We start from the raw sequence: 20,001 nt of genomic DNA on the forward strand, positions 1-20,001 counted from the left end.
GAAATGCGCATGACAAGCATTGTTACGCAACGAGCTTTCCCCCAGGACGGCCGGATCGGTCTTGCAGACGTCGCCATCGAAATTACGGCCATGAACAAGTGGTATGGCGAGTTTCACGCCCTGCGCGACATCAATCTCACCGTTCAGCGCGGCGAGCGGATCGTCATTTGCGGCCCGTCCGGCTCCGGCAAATCGACCATGATCCGCTGCATCAACAGGCTTGAGGAGCATCAGGCCGGCAAGATCGTCGTCGACGGCATCGAGTTGACCAACGACCTGAAGAAGATCGAGGAGGTCCGCCGCGAAGTCGGAATGGTATTCCAGCACTTCAATCTCTTTCCGCATCTGACCATTCTTCAGAACTGCACCCTCGCCCCGATCTGGGTCCGCAAGATGCCGCAAAAGGAAGCCAGGGAACTCGCCATGCACTTCCTTGAGAAGGTCAGGATTCCGGATCAGGCGCATAAATATCCCGGCCAGCTCTCAGGCGGTCAGCAGCAGCGTGTTGCGATCGCACGATCGCTCTGCATGAAGCCGCGCGTCATGCTGTTCGATGAACCGACCTCGGCCCTCGATCCCGAAATGATCAAGGAAGTGCTCGATGCGATGATCGCGCTCGCCGAAGAGGGCATGACCATGCTCTGCGTCACCCATGAAATGGGGTTTGCGCAGGCCGTGGCTAACAGGGTGATCTTCATGGATCAGGGTCAGATCGTGGAGCAGAACGAACCGAAAGCATTCTTCAGCGCGCCGCAATCGGAACGCACGCGCGCGTTCCTCAGTCAGATCCTGGGTCATTAGGCATCGTCGGAGCTCACGAGCGCTGCCGCGGCTCTGAATGCGCATTGACCTCCTCGATGGCTGACTTGTGGAGAAGGACAGTATCTTGCCCTCCTCCGCTTTTCCTTCGCACCGTGATCAGCCGCCGACGGTGTCGAAAGCATCCAGAACGCGCGACGAGTAAACCAAAGCCGCGCCTGCGTTCAGGGCAATCGCCACGCCGAGTGCCTCAGCGATTTCCTCGCGCGTTGCGCCCACTTTTGCGGCTTCGGCAGTATGGCTGGCGATGCAGCCATCGCAGCGCGTCGTCACCGCCACGGCAAGCGCGATCAGCTCGCGGGTCTTGGCATCCAGCCGGCCGGTCTTCTGGCCAGCGCCGCCGAGGGTGCGGACACCCTCGAGCGTAGCCGGCGATAGCTGGCCAAGTTCAGCAACGCGCGACGACAGTTCCTGCCGGTATTTTCCCCATCCGAGCATTTGAAGGTTCTCCGTGAATTTGGGTTGATCCGATGTGACGGCAAGCCCGATCCCCTAGTTAAAACAGAGAGGTAGCGCCCACATCGGCCTCAGGAGTAGCGGATAAGCTTCATGAGCAGAAATGGTATGTTTTCACGTTGCCATGAGCATTGCTCATCGAAGGCGAAGGGAAGATAACGTCTCTTTTCCCTCCGCGTTTCGATTGACGAAGGGGTGCTCAGGCCTGAACATCGACCGTGCCCATCATGCCGAGATCCTCGTGCTCGAGGATGTGGCAGTGATACATGCGCGGCCCCGGCAAATTCTGTCGCAACAGGATGCGTACGGTCTCGCCGGCTACGACGTTCACGGTATCCTTCCAGGCCCGGTATGATGGCTTGGTGACCTGGCCGTCCTTTTCGTGCTCGGCAATCTGGAACTGCGTCCCATGCACATGGAATGGGTGATCCATGTCCGCCTGGTTGACGATTTCCCAGAGTTCGACCTGCCCGACCTTCGAGACTTCGTCGACGCGAGTCATGTCGAAGGTAGCGCCGTTGATCAGGAACTCCATCTCCATGCCCTTCATGGATTCCGTCAGCACCAAGCGACGCGTGACCATCGGCTTTGCGAGGGATTCAATAGTGCGCAGCTTCACCGGAACCGGGGGCATGGCGGGCGCCGGTTTCTCCGAAATATTTGCCGTCAGCAAGGTCATGCCGGCCTCCTCGGGCTTACCCGGCCCCATCCAGCCGCGCTCATAGTCGAGCGTGGTGAGCCTTGCCGTTCCCGGCTTGTCAAAGGAGACGATCAGCTCGACACGCTCGGCGGGCGCAAGCAGCAGTTCGTCGACGGCGACGGGAGCCTCGATAAGGCCACCATCCGTTCCGACGAGCACCATGGCGGCATTCTCGAACTTCAGCCGGAAGAACCGCGCGTTTGTCGCGTTAAACAGACGCAGGCGGCGCTTCTCGCCTTTCGCCACGGCCAGGGCTGGGTTTTTCTGGCCATTGACCAGCACATGGTCGCCGACACGCCCGTTCATCAGGTCCATCATGTTGCTCGCCGGCATGCTTCCGTCTTCGGCAATCCGAAGATCGGTGAACATCAGAACCGTATCGCCATATTCGGCAGGGATCGGATCGCTCTTCGGTTTCACGAGGAAGATGCCCGCGAGGCCGCGATAGACCTGAGCGGCGGTAAGGCCGTGCGGATGGGGATGAAACCAATAGGATGCGGCGCTGCCTTCCGGCAGATCGAAAGCATAGATGCGCTCGCTGCCCGAAACGACTGGCTCCATGGGACTGCCATCCTGATCGGCCGGCACCGGCATCCCATGCCAATGAACCGTCGTCGGTTCGCCGGGAATGCCGTTCTTGAAGTTGATCTCGATCCGGTCGCCCTCGTGCGCCTCGATCACGGGATTTCCGCCATTATAGAGCAGCACGGGCGTATCGAGCCCCTCGGCGAAACGAACGAGGCCCGGCTCTGCGGCAAGCCTCGCCTTGAACAGGCCGGCCTCGCTGGCCTGGTTCATCAGGCGCGGCAACTCGCGCAGAGGCTGCCCTTCCGGCAAAACAAGTTTGTTGCCGGCCATAGGCATCATGTTGCGAGCGCCGTGTCCGGTCATGTTGCCCATGTCGTGCATCATCTGGGCCGCGGCAGGCCCGGAAATCGCAAGGCCTGCCAGGCCCGTCAGAAAAGTACGTCGGTACATCGATTGCTTCCTTTTGGTCGTTTGGGAGCGATCCGCCCATAAGGCCGCTCACCGCAATATCGCGTTTCTTGTTTCTGAGCCGAAGGCAGCTTCGATAAGCCGCCCTCCAGTCATCATTTGCCGTGTTCGGCGAGCCATTTCTTCATCGTGGCAATCTCGTCTTCCTGAGCATTGATCACATCTTCGGCGAGTTTGCGGACTTCGGGATCCCTGCCGTATTGCAGCGCAACCTTGGCCATATCGATCGCGCCCTGATGATGCGGGATCATGCCGCGCATGAAGTCGGTGTCGGCATCGCCGCTGTACTCGATCATCATGTCCTTGTGCATGCGGTCGTTTGCGGCCGCATATGCTTGGGTGGACGAGGCACTGGATGAGGTAGTCTCCGCGCCAGACATGTCCATTCCCGGCATGGAATGATCCGCAGATGTTGCGTCGTTCGTCTTCAACTGGCTCTGCGCGATCGCCAGGCCCGCGCTGATAGCGATCGCACCGGCGATGAAGATCGGGGTGAGCTTATTCATGATCTTGCTCCCTGATCAGCTCGCAGTTGCCGGATAGCCGGCCTTTTCGAGAATCTGCTGAAGTGCCGGCTGAGAGGCGGTCGTCTCGATCTTGACCGTGCGTGCATCGGGATTGGTCTCGATCTTGGCGTCGGGATCGACGGACTGGATTGCCTTGGTAACGGACCTTGCGCAGCCGCCGCAGGTCATGTTTTCGATTCTGAGTTCCATGAGAATTCTCCTTGGTTTTGATCTCACGGCACTCAAAGTGGAGTTTCCAACCATGGTAAGGTCAAGTGCCGTCCGACGAAAAAAAATGCTATTGACCTTCCCATGGTTGGAAGCCCCACCTTCCCTTCACATTCAAATTCCGGAGCGTGAAAGGACCTCCCATGAATAGTTCAGTCCGGCCAACGGATTTATCGACGGTCATATCTCTGCCTATCGACGGCATGACGTGCGCATCCTGTGTGGGCAGCGTCGAACGCGCCCTAAAAGAGGTGCCTGGCGTCGATTCCGTATCCGTCAATCTCGCCACCGAAAAGGCGAGCATAATGGCGCACGCAGCCATCGACCGCGCGAAACTCGTCCAGGCTGTCGAAAACGTCGGCTATTCCGTGCCTGGGAATTTCGCGCCTGCGGCCAGTTCCATCGAGCTTTCGATCGAAGGCATGACCTGCACATCCTGCGTGGGCAGCGTCGAACGCGCCTTGAAGGCTGTTCCAGGCGTCAGCGAGGCCGCCGTCAACCTTGCGACCGAGCGTGCTACGGTCAAAGGATCGGCGGATGCGGCAACCCTGATCGCGGTGGTCGAAAACGCCGGCTACGAGGCGAAGCTTATCGGTGCCGACCGAGAGGACGAAAACACCGAGCGCGCCGGGAAGAAGGATGCCGAGCGGCGCGAGCTCAGCCGCGACTTTACCATCGCCGCCGTGCTTACCGCGCCGGTCTTTCTCATGGAGATGGGATCGCATTTCATCCCGGGCGTTCACAGCCTCATCGAATCAACGATCGGCATGCAGTGGAGTTGGTACATCCAATTCGCGTTGACGACGCTCGTCCTTTTTCTCCCCGGCATCCGCTTCTATCATAAGGGACTTCCGGCACTTGGGCGGCTTGCCCCAGACATGAACTCATTGGTCGCCATCGGCTCGCTCGCGGCCTATGGCTATTCGCTGGTCGCAACCTTCGCGCCCGGTTTCCTCCCCCCTGGCACGATCAACGTCTATTTCGAAGCCGCCGGTGTCATCGTAACGCTCATCCTGCTCGGCCGCCTGCTGGAGGCCCGCGCCAAAGGACGCACCTCCGAGGCGATCAAGCGCCTGGTCGACCTTCAGGTCAGAAGCGCCCGTGTTCGCCGGGATGGCAAGGCTGTCGATCTGCCGATCGGCTCGGTTGTCGCCGGTGATATCGTCGAAGTCAGGCCCGGCGAACGTGTTCCCGTCGATGGAGAAGTGGTTGAAGGAAACAGCTATGTCGACGAGTCGATGATTACGGGCGAACCGATCCCGGTATCGAAAACCACAGGCAGCGCGGTTGTCGGCGGCACGGTGAACCAGAAAGGTGTATTTGCGTTCCGGGCGACCGCCGTGGGTGGCGACACCGTGCTATCGCAAATCATTCGCATGGTCGAAGAAGCGCAAGCCTCCAAGCTGCCCATCCAGGCTCTGGTCGATAAGGTAACCATGTGGTTCGTGCCGGCCGTCATGGCTGTGGCCGCAATTACCTTCGTGGCATGGCTCTACTTCGGCCCCTCGCCCGCCCTTACCTTTGCGCTCGTCAACGCCGTGGCGGTTCTGATCATCGCGTGCCCCTGCGCCATGGGTCTGGCGACGCCTACTTCGATCATGGTGGGCACAGGGCGCGGCGCAGAGCTCGGCGTATTGTTCCGCAAGGGCGAGGCGTTGCAATTGCTCAAGGACGCCAAGGTCGTCGCCGTCGACAAGACCGGCACCCTGACCGAGGGCAAGCCGACGCTGACGGACCTGGAACTGGCCACCGGGTTTGACAGGCCGACCGTCCTCAGCCTCATCGCCGCCGTCGAGGCCAAGTCCGAGCACCCGATCGCCCGTGCGATCGTCGACGCCGCCACCGGGGAAGGTCTCTCGCTGTCGTCCGTGTCGGATTTTGAATCAGTTACCGGTTTCGGCGTGCAGGCGAAGGTCGAAGGCAAGCTGGTCCAAATCGGCGCCGATCGCTACATGGTCGAGCTTGGCTACGACGTCGCCGGTTTCGCCTCGGTCGCCGAACGCCTGGGCAACGAGGGCAAGTCACCCCTCTATGCCGCGATTGACGGCAAGCTCGCGGCGATCGTCGCCGTGGCGGACCGGATCAAGGACACGACTCCCGCGGCGATCAAGGCCCTGCACGATCTCGGCCTCAAGGTCGCGATGATTACCGGCGACAATGCCCGCACTGCGAACGCCGTTGCGGCGCGGTTGGGCATCGACGCGGTCGTAGCCGAAGTGCTGCCGGATGGTAAGGTCGACGCGATCAGCGGCCTCAAGAGCCAGTATGGCAAGGTCGCCTTCGTCGGTGACGGCATCAACGACGCCCCGGCGCTTGCCGAAGCGGATGTGGGTCTCGCCATCGGCACGGGCACGGATATCGCCATCGAGGCCGCGGATGTGGTCCTGATGTCGGGCAGCCTGCAGGGCGTGCCAAACGCCATTGCGCTTTCCAAGGCGACGATCGGCAACATCCGCCAGAATCTGTTTTGGGCCTTTGCCTACAATACGGCCCTGATCCCGGTCGCCGCGGGTGCTCTCTACCCGGCCTTCGGCATCCTGCTCTCGCCGGTCTTCGCGGCGGGTGCCATGGCCCTTTCGAGCGTCTTCGTGCTCGGCAATGCGCTGAGGCTCCGCCGGTTCAGGGTCGCCAATTGATAAACCAGGTACAGCCGGTCCCGCACGGGACCGGCTACCCTACGCAGGAGAAAACTCATGAATATCGGACAAGCGGCAAAGGCATCGGGCGTATCGGCCAAGATGATCCGCTATTACGAACAAACCGGCCTCATTCAGGCGGCCGATCGTACGGCTTCAGGTTATCGCGACTATTCGGAGGATGATGTCCACGTGTTGCGCTTCATCCGCCGCGCGCGGGATGTCGGCTTTCCGGTTGCGGAGATTCAGACGCTACTGGATCTCTGGGTCAACCGCGAACGGCAAAGTGCCGATGTCAAACGGATTGCGCTTGCCCACATCGCCGAGCTTCGGCTTAAAATTCAGGAACTGGAGCAGATGGCCGCAACTCTTGAGGAGCTGGCTACGAAGTGCACCGGGGACGACCGTCCGGGCTGCCCTATTCTGGACGATTTGGAGACCCGCGATACGGATGATGCCCGCATCGCCAACCCTAAATATACTTCGAGAATCTCGCCGCGTGACCGGATGAAGCGCAAGTTTTGAGACTTGGGGAATGCCTGGGCGCCTAATTGCTAGTAGTAACCATAGCCATCCTTTAACCGAGCCGTTCGCCACTCGATGGGTCGAACAGGTGCGCCTTTGCGGTGTCGATTTTGAGCTGGATCGCCTGGCCTGTGGCTACGGGAGGGCGATCCCTCACGGCGGCGGCGATGGAGTGGGTCCCGGCTTGTAGTTGCAGATGCGTATCGGAGCCGGTCGGCTCGATAATAATCACTTTGGCTTGCACGCCGTCTGCATCGACGGCGATGTGTTCCGGCCGGATGCCGAGCTGGACGGATCGACCGAGATGGCGGCGGGCGCTTTCCGGCAGCGGCCAATGCAGATTTTCCGCGGCCTGCAATTCCATGGCTCCGCCCCGTTCGACAACGAGGCCGTCTATGAAGTTCATCGATGGCGATCCGATAAAGCCGGCGACGAAGCTGTTGGCCGGTGCATCGTAGATTTCGAGCGGCGAGCCGATCTGCTCGATATGGCCGCCACGCATGACGACGATGCGGTCGGCCATGGTCATGGCCTCCATTTGGTCATGCGTCACGTAGACCATGGTGGTGCCGAGCCGCTGGTGCAGCGTCTTGATCTCCGTGCGCATCTGCACGCGCAGTTTCGCATCGAGATTGGAAAGCGGCTCATCGAAGAGGAAGACCGCCGGGTTGCGGACGATGGCGCGCCCCATTGCCACGCGCTGGCGCTGCCCGCCGGACAATTGCCGGGGATAGCGATCGAGGAGTGCGGCAAGGTCGAGGATCGCGGCGGCATCACTCACCTTCTGCTCGATCTCCTGCCTGCTGCGGCGCGCGAGCTTCAGCGAAAAGGCCATGTTGTCGCGCACGGTCATATGCGGATAGAGCGCGTAGGACTGGAACACCATGGCGATATCGCGCTCATTGGGTTCGAGATCGTTGACGATGCGGTCGCCGATTTCGATCTCACCGTCGCTGATGCTTTCAAGCCCGGCGATCATGCGCAGCAAAGTGGATTTGCCGCAGCCCGAGGGGCCGACCAGAACGACGAATTCCCCGTCCTGCGCGGCGACGGAGACGCCATGCAGCACTTCAAGCGCGCCGTAGCGTTTGATGGCGTTGCGAATGGTCAGTTTTGCCATGGATCTCTCCCGATAATGTCGGCCGGTGCGTCAACGCCCGCCCATGCCCGCATTGAGTGCGATGCTGTTGTAAATGAGCTTCTGCAGGATGATCGCGAGGAAGATCCCGGGAAGCATGGAAAGGGCGGCGCCCGCCATCAGATAGTTCCATTGCGTGCCCTGCTGCGTCTGGAACAGGGTGAGACCGACTGGCAGCGTGGCATTGTCGGCACCGGTCATGACGATCAGGGGCCAGAGGAAATTGTTCCACTGCCCGATGAAGGTGAACAGTGACAGCAGCCCGATCGCCGGCATCGACAGGGGCACGATGATGCTGATGAGGATACGCAGGCGCGACGCGCCGTCGATCCTTGCGGCTTCCTCCAGCTCCATGGGAATGGAGAGGAAGAACTGCCGCATCAGGAATGCGCCGAAGGTGCCGAAGGAGATCGGCAGGATCACGCCGGGGAAAGTGTTGACCAGGCCCAGCTTGTTGACGATCAGAAACAGGGGAATGATGAGCATCAGCGGCGGCACCATCAGCGTGCCGATATAGCCCAGCAGCAAGGTTTCACGCCCTCTGAACTTCAGCCGCGCAAAAGCGTAGCCGGAAAGGCAGGAGACGACGACGGTGATAACAGTCACGCAGACGGCGATGACGGCGCTGTTGAGAAAGAAGCGGCCGAAGGGCAGCCTAGTCCAGGCAGCGGCAAAATTACCCCATTCGAAGACCTCTGGCAGGATGCGCACCGGTATTGCCGTCACTTCGGCATTCGAGCGCACTGCATTCGAGACCATCCAGAAAAAAGGAAATAGGAAGGCGAGCGCCACGAGCGCAAGGGCGGCGTGATTGATGATATCGAGCACCAGCTTCCGGCGCGCTCTGGCCTTGGACTTAAGCGTCATAATGCACCCATTTGCGCTGGAACCAGAATTGCAGGGCGGTCAGCGCCATGATCAGCGCGAACATCACCCAGGCGATTGCCGAGGCATAGCCCATCTGGAAATTCTGAAAGCCGCGCTGGTAGATGGCGTAGCCGAGCGTTGCGGTCGACGATCCCGGCCCGCCTTTCGTCATGACGAAAATCTGGTCGAAGACCTGCAGCGACGTAATCGCCGTCATCACCGTGCCGAAGAACAAGGTCGGAGAGATCAGCGGCAGGCGGATTTTCCAGAAACGGTCCCAGGCCGTGGCGCCGTCGATCCGCGCCGCTTCCAGATAGGTCGCCGGCACCATGTCGAGAGCAGCGTTGAAGAGAACCGTATTGTAGCCGACGCCAGCCCAGATCGATGTGAGCACCACAGCCTGCATGGCGAGCGTGCGATCGTTGAGGACGCCTGAGAACGGCAATGACAACGCAGCCATCAGGCTGTCGAAAAGGCCGCCGCTGGTGAAGATCAGCATCCAGACCATGGCGACCGCGATGAGCGGGGTGAAAGTCGGAAGGAAGAAGATCACCCGGAACCAGCGCTGTCCGATCTTCAGGCTCGAAATCCAGGTCGCCAGCCCCAGCGAAATGACGATATTCAGCACCAGATATTCGACCGTGAAGAAGATGGTGTTACGCATGACCGTCCAGAATTGCGGGTCGGTCGTAAACAGGCGCGTGTAATTGGAAATGCCGACGAAACGCGGCGTACCGAGCAATTGCCAGTTGGTAAAGCTGAGCGCGATCGAAGCAAGGATCGGCAGGACGAGGAATAGCACGATGCCGATCAGGCCCGGCAGCAGAAAGAACAAGGCCGTCCATCCCTCGCCTCTGAACCATTTGCGCGAGCGTGGCCTTGGTCTTGCGATCATGTCGGTGTGTTTGCCCAGCATCATGGGCCTCTCCTTTCCGGCAAGGGCGCTGCGGTCGAGCTGGTAGGCCCGGCCGCAGGCAGGCCAGATCCCTTGGGGGCTAGGGAAGCTGGCTCTGAATGTCGCTCAGCACGCCCTCGGGTTTCGAGTCTCCCGTCAGCGCCAGCGGCACATATTGCATCACCAGATTCTCGAACTGGTTCCATTTCTCGTTGATACGGAACGGCGTGGTGTGGGCGAACATATATTGCAGCGTGTCGCGGGTGCCGCTGACATTTTTGGCCGCGCCGTCATACCAGGCGGTCTGCTGCGCAAGACGGGCCGGCAGCGCGCGCCCGGCCGAGCCGAGGATCTCGGCCGCCTTCGGACCGCTCAGCACCTGCAGCGCCTTGAAAGCCGCATCCTTGTGCTGGCTGGTGGCGGAAATGCCCCAGCCCGAGCCGGCCGTGATGAAGCGCGACGGGCCGCTTCCGCGTGGCAGAGGCGCGATACCGATCTTGAACTTGACGTTGGCCTGCGCGGTAATCAGCGTCCAGGGACCGTCGATATACATGGCGACATTGCCCGAGGCGAAGCGGCCGCTTGCTGCGGAGGCATCGGCTGCCGAGGCAAAGACGGGCGAGAGTTTGTCCTTGGCAGTGAGATCGGCATATTTGCTAAAGGCATCGACAAAGCCGGCATTGGTCAGGTCGAATTCATTATCGGAATTGAAGTATTCCGCACCGAGGGCGACGGGGCCGGCAATAAAATCGAAGCCTTGGGTGCCGTAACCATAGGTTCCGTCCTTCGTCAGCGTCTTGGCATCCGCCTTGAAGTCATCGAAGGTCCAGTCCTTGGCAGGCTCCTTCAAGCCGGCGGCGGCAAACTTGTCGCGATTGTAGAAGACCATCCAGGGGCCGACGTCATAGGGCAGCGCGTAGAGCTTGCCGTCATGAGAGAGCCCGGACATGATCGATGTCTCGAAGTCCGCCACCTTCACGTCGCTGTTCTTCACGTAGTCGTCGAGCGGCGTGAGGATCGAATAGAAATTGGGCATACGCATAGACTGCATCGAGACGATGTCGGCGACCTGGCCCGATGCCGTCAGAACCGGCAGGCGCGTCCAATAATCCGTCCAGCCCGAAAGCTGTAGCTGGACCTTGATGTTGGGATATTGCTGGGTGACGAGATCGGCCAGTTGCTGCCAGAGCTGCGCATCGTTGGGCTCGCCCCACATCTGCCAGGTAAGGGTCACGGGAGCATCCTGCGCCTTAGCGCCGATGCCAGGTAGTGAACTCGCCGCAAGGGCGGCGGCAAAAATCAATGAACGTTTCATGATGGCTCCTCCTCCATAATAGCTTTGGTTGCAGTGACGCTGATCACACTCCGGACGCTCCCCTCCGGCTTGGTCTTGCGGCTCGTTCAGGCCGCGATCATAACCTCCAGGTCGGCGATCAGGCCGATCAGTTCCGTTCGTTGGCGCCGCCAGGGGTCCGAACCTTGTCCCGGCTCCAGAATGGCGGTCATCCGCTGCAGGAAGTCAGGGGGCAGCCGCTCGAGTTCGGCTGCCATGGGCAGATTCCAGCCGTCACCCGGGAAATAGACCCGGTTGAGGGCAAAGACCGTCTGCAGAATGGCGTTGGCAAGCTTGCCCGTCAGCCCCACGAGAAAGACGAGATCGCGGCGAGCGACCTTGCTCTCATAGTGATAATCCCTGGCCCAGTAGCGCAGGATGTCCATGTATTGGCTGAGGACGGAGGCCCTGAGTGCTTCCGGATACTCCGCCAATTGCCGCTTCCAGCCGGTCAACAGACCGCGCGGATCCGCGATGATCTGCTGGCTGGCGAGATCGGTCGGCAGGTGATAGCCCCAGATCGTCCATTCGAAGGTTTTGGGCACGGGCATGCCGGCAAGCCAGGATTCCAGATCGCGCTGCACGCCTGCGTAACGGCGCATCCAGACCCCATCCATGCGGATACCCTCGGCCTGCCAGCTTTGCAGAGCCGCTTCGAAACGCCTCCATGCCTCGGTTTGCCGAACCTCCGGTCCGCGATAGGCATCGGCATAGACCCGGAAGTCGAAATCCGATTGCGCATCCGACCACCCCTTGCCGCGCGACCCGGCGAGCGCGACGGCGCCATTGCCGTCTTCGGCCAGATCGGCGATCAAGGGGGTCATCGCGGCAATGAGTTCGGCTTCGCGGCTCATGACAGCACCGGGCGGCTGGGTTTCGCTATCTCCTTCAGTCCTTGAGGATCAGTTCGATGACCGGCGTGACGACATCCGGCTTGAGCACCGGCAGCTCCAGGCTCAGTACGCCCTCGCCAACCGCGACGCCGATATTGGAATCGACATCGGCATCCGGATCGAGCCAATGGAGTTCGCTGGCGTCATGCAGGAACTGCGCATATTTGACCTTACGCCCCAGCCCTTCGATATGAATGTGGCGGAACGGCCAGGTCTGGATATGCAGATAGAGCCGATTGCCCTTCTGGGTGAAGCGGCAGCCGCTCGGAGCCTTGTAAGTAGAGGGGCCGGCTCCGCAGATCGCACGACCGTTCAGCCGCATCCATTCGCCATAGGTGTCGAGCGCCTTGATGGCGCGGGCGTCGAAAGTGCCGCGGCCGGTCGGGCCAACATTCATCAGCAGGTTGCCGCCGAGCGAAACCGTATCGACCAGGATGTTGATGAGCTGACCTGCATCCTTCCAGCTCGTCTCGTCGCGATAGTAGCCCCAGGAACCGCTGAAGGTGTGGCAGGCCTCCCAGCGCACCGGCAATCCGGCAACCGTCGGAGCGACACGCGGCGTATATTGTTCCGGCGTCACCAGGTCGGGCATGTGATCTGCGTCGCGCGGAAGATCTAGGCGGTCGCCGACGATGATATCGGGCTGTAGTTGGCGCACCAGCTTCATGAGATCTTCGCTCTCCCAATCGGCGCGGCCCTTGCCGGGCAGCCCCTTGTACACGCGGCGGGGATAGCTGAAATCGAACCAGATCACGTCGATCTTGCCGAAGTTCGTCAGAAGTTCGGTCACCTGATCGCGCATGTACTTGGCATAACGCTTGACGTCGCGGCCCTCATTGAGCTTGGCGGCGTCGGGATGGTTGCGCTGCGGGTGATGCCCGTCGATGGGGAAATCCGGATGATGCCAGTCGAGCAGCGAATAATAGAAGCCGACCTTCAGCCCCTCGGCGCGAAGCGCTTCGACATAAGGGCCAATCAGGTCTTTGCCATAGGGCGTGTTGGTGACCTTGTAGTCGGTGACCTTGCTGTCCCACAGGCAAAAACCCTCGTGATGCTTGGCGGTCAGGACGACATATTTCATGCCGGCTTGGCGCGCGCGACGCGCCCATTCGCGGGCGTCGTAGAGGTCGGGATCGAAGTTGTCGAAATACTTCTGATAGGCCTCGGTGGTGAACTCCTCGCGGTTCTTCAGCCATTCATGCCGTGCGCCGAGGGCGTACAGCCCGAAGTGAATGAACATGCCGAAGCGGTCGCGTCCAAACCATGCTTTGCCATCGGCCACATCACGGCCGCTACTGATCGCTGCGTCGGTCACACTATCCTCCCAAGTGTTACGGCTTAATCGAACCGGTTCGATTTAATCATTGACCCTCCTGCCCTGCATGTCAAGCGCGCTGTTGAAATCTCTTTCTGCATATTGCTTCACGGCCTATAAATGTTAGATTTGTGACAGCGATTCATTGAGGGAAGTACCTTCGATCGGAAAGCAAAAGGCGATAGAAACGGTTCGAAAAATTCATGGCCACAATTCGTGATGTCGCCAAACTCGCTGACGTATCCGTCTCGACGGTGTCGCTGGCGCTCAGCAATCCGGCGCGGGTCAGCCAGAAAACGCTGGAAAAAATTCGCCAGGCGATTGCCGCGGTCGGCTTCGTTGCCGACCCGCTTGCCCAAAGCCTTGCGCGCGGACGCAGCCGCATGATCGGTTTCGTCGTCGGCAATGTCGGCAACCCGTTTTTCGGGGATATCCGGCGCGAGCTGGAAAACTATGCGCTCGACCACGAGCATTTCGTCGTCGTCACCGATTCCTCCGGCAAGACGGATCGCGAGAGGGCGATGGTCGAGCACCTGATCGGCCTTAAGACTGCCGGCCTGGCGCTTGCGCCGTCCGGTTATGACCAGAACTATATCGATTTCATCGCAGGCCTGAACGTGCCGATCGTCTGCTTCGACCAGAAGGTTGCCGGGATCGAGCGCGATTTCGTCGGGTCCGACAATTACCTCGCCGGCGCAATGCTGACCGAGCATCTTCTTCAGCTTGGCCACAAGCGCATCGCCTTCATCACCGGCCCGAGCCATATGCACACGGCGACGGAGCGTTATCGCGGCTTTGCCGAGACCATGGCCAATGCCGGCGTTGAGGTGAACCCGAATTTCGCCGTCGACGGGCAGTTCACGCGCACCGCCGGCTACGAAGCGGCCATGCGCCTGCTGATCCAGCCCGAGCGGCCCACCGCAATCCTTGGCGCCAACAACACCGTGGCGCTTTCGGCATTACAGGCCATGCAGGAGCTGGGGTTCCGCTGTCCGGAAGACATTTCGCTCGCGATGATCGACAATGTGCAATGGAGTTCGGTCATCACGCCGCGCATTACCATGGTGGTTCAGGACACACTGGCGCTCGGCGGCATCATCGCCCGCCGCCTCATGCACCGCATCACCAATCCGGAAGGCGCCGTCGAGCCGGCACGGGATTTTGTGCTGACGCCGAAATTCGTTCCGGGCAATTCCTGCCGAAGAATTTAGGGCATCGCACATCGAAGCGCGGCGATCTCATATCAAGGGCGCAGCAAAACCGCTCATGCGGCAGGGCTGCTCATGCGCGCAGCCCTCCATCTCCATCGCCGGTTCTGCCTCTTCCTACGTCCTGCGCGATTGCCTCGCCGTTCAGTGCTCCAGGAAGACGTAGTTCATCCAACTGCTCATGCGCAGAAGGACCTTTCGGAGGACGGCGACGTGATGCCAGTGCTCGGTATAGACCGCAACCTCCGCAACGACGCCTCCCGGCAATTGATATTTGTCCGTATTTTCGAGCAGTTCGATACGCGCCAGCGTCTGTCCCGGTGCGGTACGCTCCGGCGACTGCGGATCGATTAGCGCTCCGCTAGGCTGAAGCTGTCCCTGGGCCATGACGTCGATGACTTCTTCGACGCGTGCCTTGAAAATTTTGCCAGGAACCGCCTTGAAAGCGACTTCGGCGTCGTCGCCGACACTCACGCGCTGTAGCGAATTCTGGATGAACGCTGCGGCGAGCATTCGGTCCTCACTGTTGATGAACACCATCACCGGACGCAATGGCAACGGGTTGGCCATCATGCCGGGGCGAAGGAAGACCTGGGTCACATAGCCATCGCTCGGCGCACGCACCGTCGTCTGGTCAAGCTCGTATTCCGCATTGCCCAGTTCCGCCGTCAACCGGGCGACGGTTGGGTTCGTACCGTTGATCTCGGATTCATAGGCGAGTTTTGCCTGGACAGCCTGGGCACGTGCCGTATCTGCGGCGGCTTCGGCGGTCAGATAGATACCACGCCGGTTTTCGACCTCCAGTTCGGAATAGACGGCACCCCGGCCGCTGGATTTCGCGTTCTCATTTGAGTTCTGGAATTTCTCGAATGCCTGCAACGCACGATCTCGCGAGGCTTCCGCTCCGACGACTCCGGCATTGGCGGCGTCGAGAGCAGCCTTCAATTGAAGGACCGTCTGCTTCGCCTCGGCAAGCGCTGCTTTCTTCTGATCGACGACAAACTGGTAGGGTCGCGGATCAATGCGGAAGAGCACATCGCCCTTCTTCAGCGGCTTGTTCGGCTCGACCGGGACTTCCACGACCTGCCCGCCGACGACGGGAATGACCGGCGCCGAAGTGAAATAGATGCGCCCGTCCCCGGAATAGGGATGATTGTAGCTCATGATGAGCAGCAGGGCCCCGATCAAAAAGATGCCACCCAGGACCGCTGTCGAGAGTGTCCATTGGTTTACCGGAATCCGGAACACCTTAAAGATCGTAAAGCAGATCGCGGCATAAGTGAGTATCAGGAGCAGATCCATCAGGCTTTCTCCCTCTCCGACGACGGTTGCGCTTCGAGCTCAGCGATCCGGGCATGAAGACGTGCGATTTCGGCATTTGCTTCGGCTTCGCGCGAAAGCTTGCCATCGGGCCGAATTCCCCAACCGCGGTCCTCCCGGTAGAGGGTCGCCCAAATGAAGAGAAACGGCCAAATCGCGTGCAGGGTGAACAGGCTCACCCAACCGGCAACATGGATGGCATCCTGGTGAGGGTGGTTGCGAGCCTTGGCGATCAGATGCGGGATGTCATGAATCGCGATCACCGCATAGAAGAGAGTGACCACCATGAAAATCAGCACCCCAAGTGCAAAATAGTCGAGAAACACGGTTCCTCCTTTTCGGCCTGTGACCAAGCCGACCGGCCGTCATCGAGGAGGAGATAGTAACGCCGCCAGACCTCAAACGCCTGTAGCATCACGTATCGTCTATTAGCCAAGCCGCAGAGTTTTCAGCAAAACCTTGATTTCAGGGGGTAACTGTGACGCCGGCCGATCTTAATCCTGAAAGGAAATGCTCTTGGTCCGATGGGCGCTGCAGCCGTATTGCGACTTCCCTACGAATATTGGTCAGGAGTGCGGGCGCATTCGATTTGAGCCAGTCCTGTTCTCGGCTGGCTTCATCGAGCTTGCCCTCCGCGCCAAGGATCGCGAGCAGCACGAGATGGTGCATCGGATTATATTTGAGATCTGCCATACGCGCCCAAAGCTCGGCCGCCTGATAGTCCCGCCGCATATAGGCGCAAAGTGCCATGCCCACTTCATAATATCCGATCGGGCCTGGGTTTCTGCTGATGGCACTCGACATCAGTTCGCAACCCGTTTCCCATTTTCCTGAGAAGGCGAGCCTGAATCCATATTCTCCGGCAACTTCCGTGTCGTTCGGATTGATCGCATAGGCGGCGGCTCCCTCCCTCAACGCGGCGTCAACATCGCCGTTGAAGAAGTTCGCGAGCATCAATGCCTGCAACGCCCGAGCATTCTGAGGGTCGATTTCCACCGCACGTTTGGCGGTTTCAAGAGCAAGCGTCAACGGATGTGGTGATTGCGGCATGTCCAGCCGGTACTGGAAACGAATCTCGTCCAGATAGGTCAGAGAGAGCAATGCCCATGAGGTTGCATAAGCCGGAAGACGCTCGGTCGTGCGCTTGAGACAGTCCTGCACGGCGGCATGGTTTTGCGGATTCAGGTCGATCCGATAATTATAATAGGACAAGGTGCATGCATAGGCATCCCAGTCGTCGGGCGGAGATTGGGCTAAACGTGCGGCGTCGGCCTGGTAGATCAGGCCGTAAGGCTGGGCGACAGCCGTCGCGACGCGCCGTGCGATATCGGCTTCCACCTCAAGTATATCCTGCACTCGAAGGTCCCTGTCGTAATTGTTCGCCCAAGTCACCGATCCATCTGAACGACGGACAAGTCTGGCCGTAAGCCGAAGCTTGTTTCCCTCGACGCGTATACCTCCCTGCAGCGCAAAGCGCGGTTCTTCCACCCGCACGTCCGGGCTGGAAAGCGGCTCCTTTGCAATGACGGCAATTTCCTTGAATTTCGCAAGCTCGCCAATGACTTCGTCCGTAAGCCCCCGGGCGATGTCGGCGGATCCGCCCTCCTTTGAAATTTCCTCGAACGGTTCGACGAGAACTTTGGGAACGCTTCCAGATGCCGGAGCCGGAGCGGCATTTTGAGCCCTATGCGATGAAAAGAAGAACGTGCTCAACGGCGGGATAATGGCGACGAACGTCGTCAGGACTATCGCCGCGGAAATCGCATACCACAGCCACACGGGCGGAGGTGCCTTATCCGTGCGATCGGCCACGATCACCGGCTTCTGCACTTCGGCCGGGGTCTCCAGGACATTGTCGGGATCGGGCCGATCGGCCAGCCTGTCAGCAGCAGTCGCATACCGGAAACAAGGTATATAGGCACCTTTCGGTATGGTGATGATGATCCGGTCTGCCCACCCGGCAACTAGATAGTAGCGTTCGAGGCCGCGACGAATCCGGCCGGCTTCTATTCTGACGACCGGATCGTTCTGAGCATCAAACGACGCATCCCGGGCAAAAACCTCCTGTGCAATCGTGTAAGCCTTGAGATAATCAGCCCGTCCGCCCAGCGTCTCTTCAACGACATATTCCAAAAACCTGCGGCCCCGCTCCGGTGCCAGGAACTCTTCACTTGAGAGGATTCGCTGAAGCTGCTCCCGGATCTCCCACATCTCAGGAGACGACGTGTCGTCTCCGCCGCTTGCCCAAGCGCTCTGCATGGTGTCCCCCTGCGACCGTAGCGGTCGTCTTATCGCCCTTGTATGTTCATGTATATTACGCCTCTAATTAAGGTAGTGGCAATATAATGTCTCAATCTGCTTGACGTGATCATGACGAGCGGGGCGGGGATGATATCGGGAAAAAATAGTTCAACGCATTTGTCCGCGCTTCAAATCGTCGAGGTGCGCTTTCCCCATGAAGTCGCGCGGGTACAACAGCTCTTTAGCGTAGACGAAACTTTTCGCAGCATGTGCGAAGACCTTGCAGCCGCCGTCGAAACGCTGACGCGGGTGGACGATCTCCCCGACAATGTCCGGGAAGCGCGACGCCAGGAATACGCCGGACTCGTCGATGCTCTTTCCGGTGAAATTCGCGATGCAATTCGCAATTCGAAACTTGTGATCTTACGGCCGCAGCCAGGGCGCCCCAAGTCTTAGCGCATCACCAGATTGAACCGATGCAGCCCATGAATTGGTTGGGAAATCATGAGAATTGCTCCGCAGCGGGCATTCAGCCAACGGCATCGGGCGGCGGGTTATTTCACTAGCTGCTGCGGTTGGAGATCACCTTGGAGCGTACCTTCGGGAGCCGGCTGCTTCCTCCTTGGTCGCAACGGCTGCTCGACTATGGTAGCAGGAGCAGCAACAGCCGCGGCGGCAACCGTGCCTATATTCGATACCGTGCCGCCGACGACAGCCGTGATGCCCTGCCCTAGCGTTACGTTCGAATCCGTAAGCGGCTGACCGGTCATCAGCCTTTTGCCGATGAGCTGGACTATTTCCGGACTTTCCGCGAACTTGCCGTGGTTCAGTGCGTCATCGGATTTGACCTTTGTCAGGTCGATTGCCGTAATTCCCGCCTTTTCGAGTTTCGTTCGATAGGGCTCTTCCGTCGGGTTGATCGCACCCAAGCGGGAGACCCTTCCCGTGATAAAGCTCGACACCGCGAGCGCTTTATCGTCTTGAGACACGAAGATGGTGAACTTCGGCCTCGGCGCCCCCATCTCCACATACTGTTTGGCGAAGACTTGGATGTCGATATCCGGCGATGCGAGAATAACATTGTGGATCTTAGGGTTCACATGGCCATCGCGGATGCCCATCTGCCGGAGGGACTCCATGGCGAGCCACGTTCCCATCGAGTGGGCGAGAATGGTGATGTCCTTTACATCCGGATCCGCAGCGAGCGTGTGAAGCGCCTGCTCAAGCGCGGTTCGTGAATAATTGGTGCTTTCCTTGTCATATTGATAGGCGATGAGCTGCGCCCTGGAGGGCCATGTGAAGAGGACCGGCGTCGCTTGCATTCCGCTGTCATGGACGATCTGGGCCAGCCGGAAGACGGAATCCTCGTATTTGTTGTTGAAGCCATGAATGAAAACGAGCGCGTGTCCGCCGACGACGTGCTGACGGAACCATGCTCGACCCTCCGCGACCGTCTCCAATTGCTTCACGCGGATGACGGCGAAGTCGGTTGCTGGATTGGGCGGCAGCCGATGCGGCCACTGCACGGTGCCAGGCTGGCGTTTGGGCGGGATCGAGACCGCTACCTCCGTCAAATAGGGCTTCGGACTGCGCTCGCCATTGAACAGCGTGGCCGGATCGCCGGAGGGCTGGCGGGTGGTTGCGACGAGCATGTCCACCTTCGCAGTGGGCGGCGCCGATGCCGAAAGCGTCACCGGCGTCATTACGCCGCTCGGATGACCGCATCCTGAAAGGACTGAAAGCAGAACAACCAGAGACCTTCTAAGCATGCATTTTTCCAATCGAACGGTGCACCTGATCGCACGCCGGCAGCCTCCGTTCGGACCATCGCTCCGAAGCGGCCATCGGATCATAGGCGGCAGCTCTGGCATTGGTAGTAACTTACGCGATGGTGCTTTTCTTCGCCCGTATGATACGGGTGGGCA

Annotated in this window: 19 protein-coding genes; 5 read left to right on the forward strand and 14 right to left on the reverse strand. The window is 59.8% G+C overall.

What is annotated here, in order from left to right:
• The first annotated feature begins 9 nt into the window (after positions 1–9).
• A complete protein-coding gene (locus tag N2601_RS26465) occupies positions 10–801 on the forward strand; it encodes an amino acid ABC transporter ATP-binding protein (protein WP_285170237.1) in 792 nt (263 codons plus the stop codon).
• Between the two features lie 117 nt (positions 802–918).
• Here the strand turns inward: N2601_RS26465 and N2601_RS26470 are convergent, their stop codons facing one another.
• The 4 genes from N2601_RS26470 to N2601_RS26485 all read right to left on the reverse strand — a co-directional run bounded on the left by N2601_RS26470 (position 919) and on the right by N2601_RS26485 (position 3,687).
• Positions 919–1,257 (reverse strand): carboxymuconolactone decarboxylase family protein, encoded by a 339-nt coding sequence (locus N2601_RS26470; protein ID WP_260304316.1) that lies wholly within the window; start codon positions 1,255–1,257, stop codon positions 919–921.
• Positions 1,258–1,474: 217 nt separating this feature from the next.
• Positions 1,475–2,953 (reverse strand): multicopper oxidase family protein, encoded by a 1,479-nt coding sequence (locus N2601_RS26475; protein WP_260304317.1) that lies wholly within the window; start codon positions 2,951–2,953, stop codon positions 1,475–1,477.
• A 113-nt stretch (positions 2,954–3,066) separates the two neighbouring features.
• The gene (copM, locus tag N2601_RS26480; protein WP_260304318.1) at positions 3,067–3,477 is read right to left on the reverse strand and encodes a CopM family metallochaperone; all 411 of its coding nucleotides are present in this window, start codon (positions 3,475–3,477) and stop codon (positions 3,067–3,069) included.
• A gap of 15 nt (positions 3,478–3,492) precedes the next feature.
• A complete protein-coding gene (locus tag N2601_RS26485) occupies positions 3,493–3,687 on the reverse strand; it encodes a heavy-metal-associated domain-containing protein (protein WP_260304319.1) in 195 nt (64 codons plus the stop codon).
• A gap of 161 nt (positions 3,688–3,848) precedes the next feature.
• Here N2601_RS26485 and N2601_RS26490 point away from each other — a divergent pair, with 161 nt between their 5' ends.
• The gene (locus N2601_RS26490) at positions 3,849–6,341 is read left to right on the forward strand and encodes a heavy metal translocating P-type ATPase (RefSeq protein ID WP_260304320.1); all 2,493 of its coding nucleotides are present in this window, start codon (positions 3,849–3,851) and stop codon (positions 6,339–6,341) included.
• A gap of 57 nt (positions 6,342–6,398) precedes the next feature.
• Entirely contained in the window at positions 6,399–6,866 is a 468-nt protein-coding gene (cueR, locus tag N2601_RS26495; RefSeq protein WP_104827365.1) for a Cu(I)-responsive transcriptional regulator, read from the forward strand.
• Between the two features lie 52 nt (positions 6,867–6,918).
• On the opposite strand, the gene N2601_RS26500 is transcribed toward cueR, so the two are convergent.
• The 6 genes from N2601_RS26500 to N2601_RS26525 all read right to left on the reverse strand — a co-directional run bounded on the left by N2601_RS26500 (position 6,919) and on the right by N2601_RS26525 (position 13,232).
• Entirely contained in the window at positions 6,919–7,986 is a 1,068-nt protein-coding gene (locus N2601_RS26500) for an ABC transporter ATP-binding protein (RefSeq protein ID WP_260304321.1), read from the reverse strand.
• A 30-nt stretch (positions 7,987–8,016) separates the two neighbouring features.
• Positions 8,017–8,871 carry a carbohydrate ABC transporter permease gene (locus tag N2601_RS26505; protein ID WP_260304322.1) on the reverse strand — a complete coding sequence of 285 codons (855 nt, stop codon included), beginning with the start codon at positions 8,869–8,871 and terminating at the stop codon, positions 8,017–8,019.
• Positions 8,861–9,766 carry a carbohydrate ABC transporter permease gene (locus N2601_RS26510; protein ID WP_445945045.1) on the reverse strand — a complete coding sequence of 302 codons (906 nt, stop codon included), beginning with the start codon at positions 9,764–9,766 and terminating at the stop codon, positions 8,861–8,863. Before N2601_RS26510 ends, N2601_RS26505 begins: the two co-directional genes overlap by 11 nt.
• 100 nt (positions 9,767–9,866) lie before the next feature.
• A complete protein-coding gene (locus tag N2601_RS26515) occupies positions 9,867–11,081 on the reverse strand; it encodes an ABC transporter substrate-binding protein (RefSeq protein ID WP_260304323.1) in 1,215 nt (404 codons plus the stop codon).
• An 86-nt stretch (positions 11,082–11,167) separates the two neighbouring features.
• On the reverse strand, positions 11,168–11,953 hold the full coding sequence (locus N2601_RS26520) for a DUF4037 domain-containing protein (protein WP_104827371.1): 786 nt from the start codon (positions 11,951–11,953) through the stop codon (positions 11,168–11,170).
• Positions 11,954–11,987: 34 nt separating this feature from the next.
• Entirely contained in the window at positions 11,988–13,232 is a 1,245-nt protein-coding gene (locus N2601_RS26525) for an alpha-L-fucosidase (protein WP_260305257.1), read from the reverse strand.
• Between the two features lie 278 nt (positions 13,233–13,510).
• On the opposite strand from N2601_RS26525, the gene N2601_RS26530 reads away from it, so the two are divergent.
• Positions 13,511–14,518: a LacI family DNA-binding transcriptional regulator gene (locus N2601_RS26530; protein ID WP_260304324.1), complete on the forward strand. Its 1,008-nt coding sequence runs from the start codon at positions 13,511–13,513 to the stop codon at positions 14,516–14,518.
• Positions 14,519–14,659: 141 nt separating this feature from the next.
• Here the strand turns inward: N2601_RS26530 and N2601_RS26535 are convergent, their stop codons facing one another.
• The 3 genes from N2601_RS26535 to N2601_RS26545 form a co-directional block, all read right to left on the reverse strand.
• Positions 14,660–15,817, reverse strand: a complete 1,158-nt coding sequence (locus tag N2601_RS26535; RefSeq protein WP_260304325.1) for an HlyD family secretion protein — start codon at positions 15,815–15,817, stop codon at positions 14,660–14,662.
• Entirely contained in the window at positions 15,817–16,161 is a 345-nt protein-coding gene (locus tag N2601_RS26540; RefSeq protein ID WP_260304326.1) for a DUF3302 domain-containing protein, read from the reverse strand. Before N2601_RS26540 ends, N2601_RS26535 begins: the two co-directional genes overlap by 1 nt.
• 139 nt (positions 16,162–16,300) lie before the next feature.
• Entirely contained in the window at positions 16,301–18,094 is a 1,794-nt protein-coding gene (locus N2601_RS26545; protein WP_260304327.1) for a hypothetical protein, read from the reverse strand.
• Between the two features lie 129 nt (positions 18,095–18,223).
• On the opposite strand from N2601_RS26545, the gene N2601_RS26550 reads away from it, so the two are divergent.
• Positions 18,224–18,532 (forward strand): hypothetical protein, encoded by a 309-nt coding sequence (locus N2601_RS26550; RefSeq protein ID WP_260305258.1) that lies wholly within the window; start codon positions 18,224–18,226, stop codon positions 18,530–18,532.
• A gap of 98 nt (positions 18,533–18,630) precedes the next feature.
• Here N2601_RS26550 and N2601_RS26555 read toward each other — a convergent pair whose 3' ends face one another.
• The gene (locus N2601_RS26555) at positions 18,631–19,845 is read right to left on the reverse strand and encodes an alpha/beta hydrolase (RefSeq protein ID WP_260304328.1); all 1,215 of its coding nucleotides are present in this window, start codon (positions 19,843–19,845) and stop codon (positions 18,631–18,633) included.
• Positions 19,846–20,001 lie beyond the last annotated feature (156 nt).

The sequence above is a fragment of the Rhizobium sp. CB3060 genome (assembly GCF_025200735.1).
Lineage (GTDB): Bacteria > Pseudomonadota > Alphaproteobacteria > Rhizobiales > Rhizobiaceae > Rhizobium.

Bases quoted from the DNA above. Each gene is read 5' to 3' on its own strand.
- N2601_RS26545 (WP_260304327.1), bottom strand. From the start codon at position 18,094: ATGCAGAGCGCTTGGGCAAGCGGCGGAGACGACACGTCGTCTCCTGAG.
- N2601_RS26465 (WP_285170237.1), top strand. From the start codon at position 10: ATGACAAGCATTGTTACGCAACGAGCTTTCCCCCAGGACGGCCGGATC.
- N2601_RS26535 (WP_260304325.1), bottom strand. From the start codon at position 15,817: ATGGATCTGCTCCTGATACTCACTTATGCCGCGATCTGCTTTACGATC.
- N2601_RS26485 (WP_260304319.1), bottom strand. From the start codon at position 3,687: ATGGAACTCAGAATCGAAAACATGACCTGCGGCGGCTGCGCAAGGTCC.
- N2601_RS26520 (WP_104827371.1), bottom strand. From the start codon at position 11,953: ATGAGCCGCGAAGCCGAACTCATTGCCGCGATGACCCCCTTGATCGCC.
- N2601_RS26525 (WP_260305257.1), bottom strand. From the start codon at position 13,232: ATGTTCATTCACTTCGGGCTGTACGCCCTCGGCGCACGGCATGAATGG.
- cueR (WP_104827365.1), top strand. From the start codon at position 6,399: ATGAATATCGGACAAGCGGCAAAGGCATCGGGCGTATCGGCCAAGATG.
- N2601_RS26490 (WP_260304320.1), top strand. From the start codon at position 3,849: ATGAATAGTTCAGTCCGGCCAACGGATTTATCGACGGTCATATCTCTG.
- N2601_RS26515 (WP_260304323.1), bottom strand. From the start codon at position 11,081: ATGAAACGTTCATTGATTTTTGCCGCCGCCCTTGCGGCGAGTTCACTA.
- N2601_RS26500 (WP_260304321.1), bottom strand. From the start codon at position 7,986: ATGGCAAAACTGACCATTCGCAACGCCATCAAACGCTACGGCGCGCTT.
- N2601_RS26555 (WP_260304328.1), bottom strand. From the start codon at position 19,845: ATGCTTAGAAGGTCTCTGGTTGTTCTGCTTTCAGTCCTTTCAGGATGC.
- N2601_RS26475 (WP_260304317.1), bottom strand. From the start codon at position 2,953: ATGTACCGACGTACTTTTCTGACGGGCCTGGCAGGCCTTGCGATTTCC.
- N2601_RS26530 (WP_260304324.1), top strand. From the start codon at position 13,511: ATGGCCACAATTCGTGATGTCGCCAAACTCGCTGACGTATCCGTCTCG.
- N2601_RS26470 (WP_260304316.1), bottom strand. From the start codon at position 1,257: ATGCTCGGATGGGGAAAATACCGGCAGGAACTGTCGTCGCGCGTTGCT.
- N2601_RS26510 (WP_445945045.1), bottom strand. From the start codon at position 9,766: ATGATCGCAAGACCAAGGCCACGCTCGCGCAAATGGTTCAGAGGCGAG.
- copM (WP_260304318.1), bottom strand. From the start codon at position 3,477: ATGAATAAGCTCACCCCGATCTTCATCGCCGGTGCGATCGCTATCAGC.
- N2601_RS26550 (WP_260305258.1), top strand. From the start codon at position 18,224: ATGATATCGGGAAAAAATAGTTCAACGCATTTGTCCGCGCTTCAAATC.
- N2601_RS26505 (WP_260304322.1), bottom strand. From the start codon at position 8,871: ATGACGCTTAAGTCCAAGGCCAGAGCGCGCCGGAAGCTGGTGCTCGAT.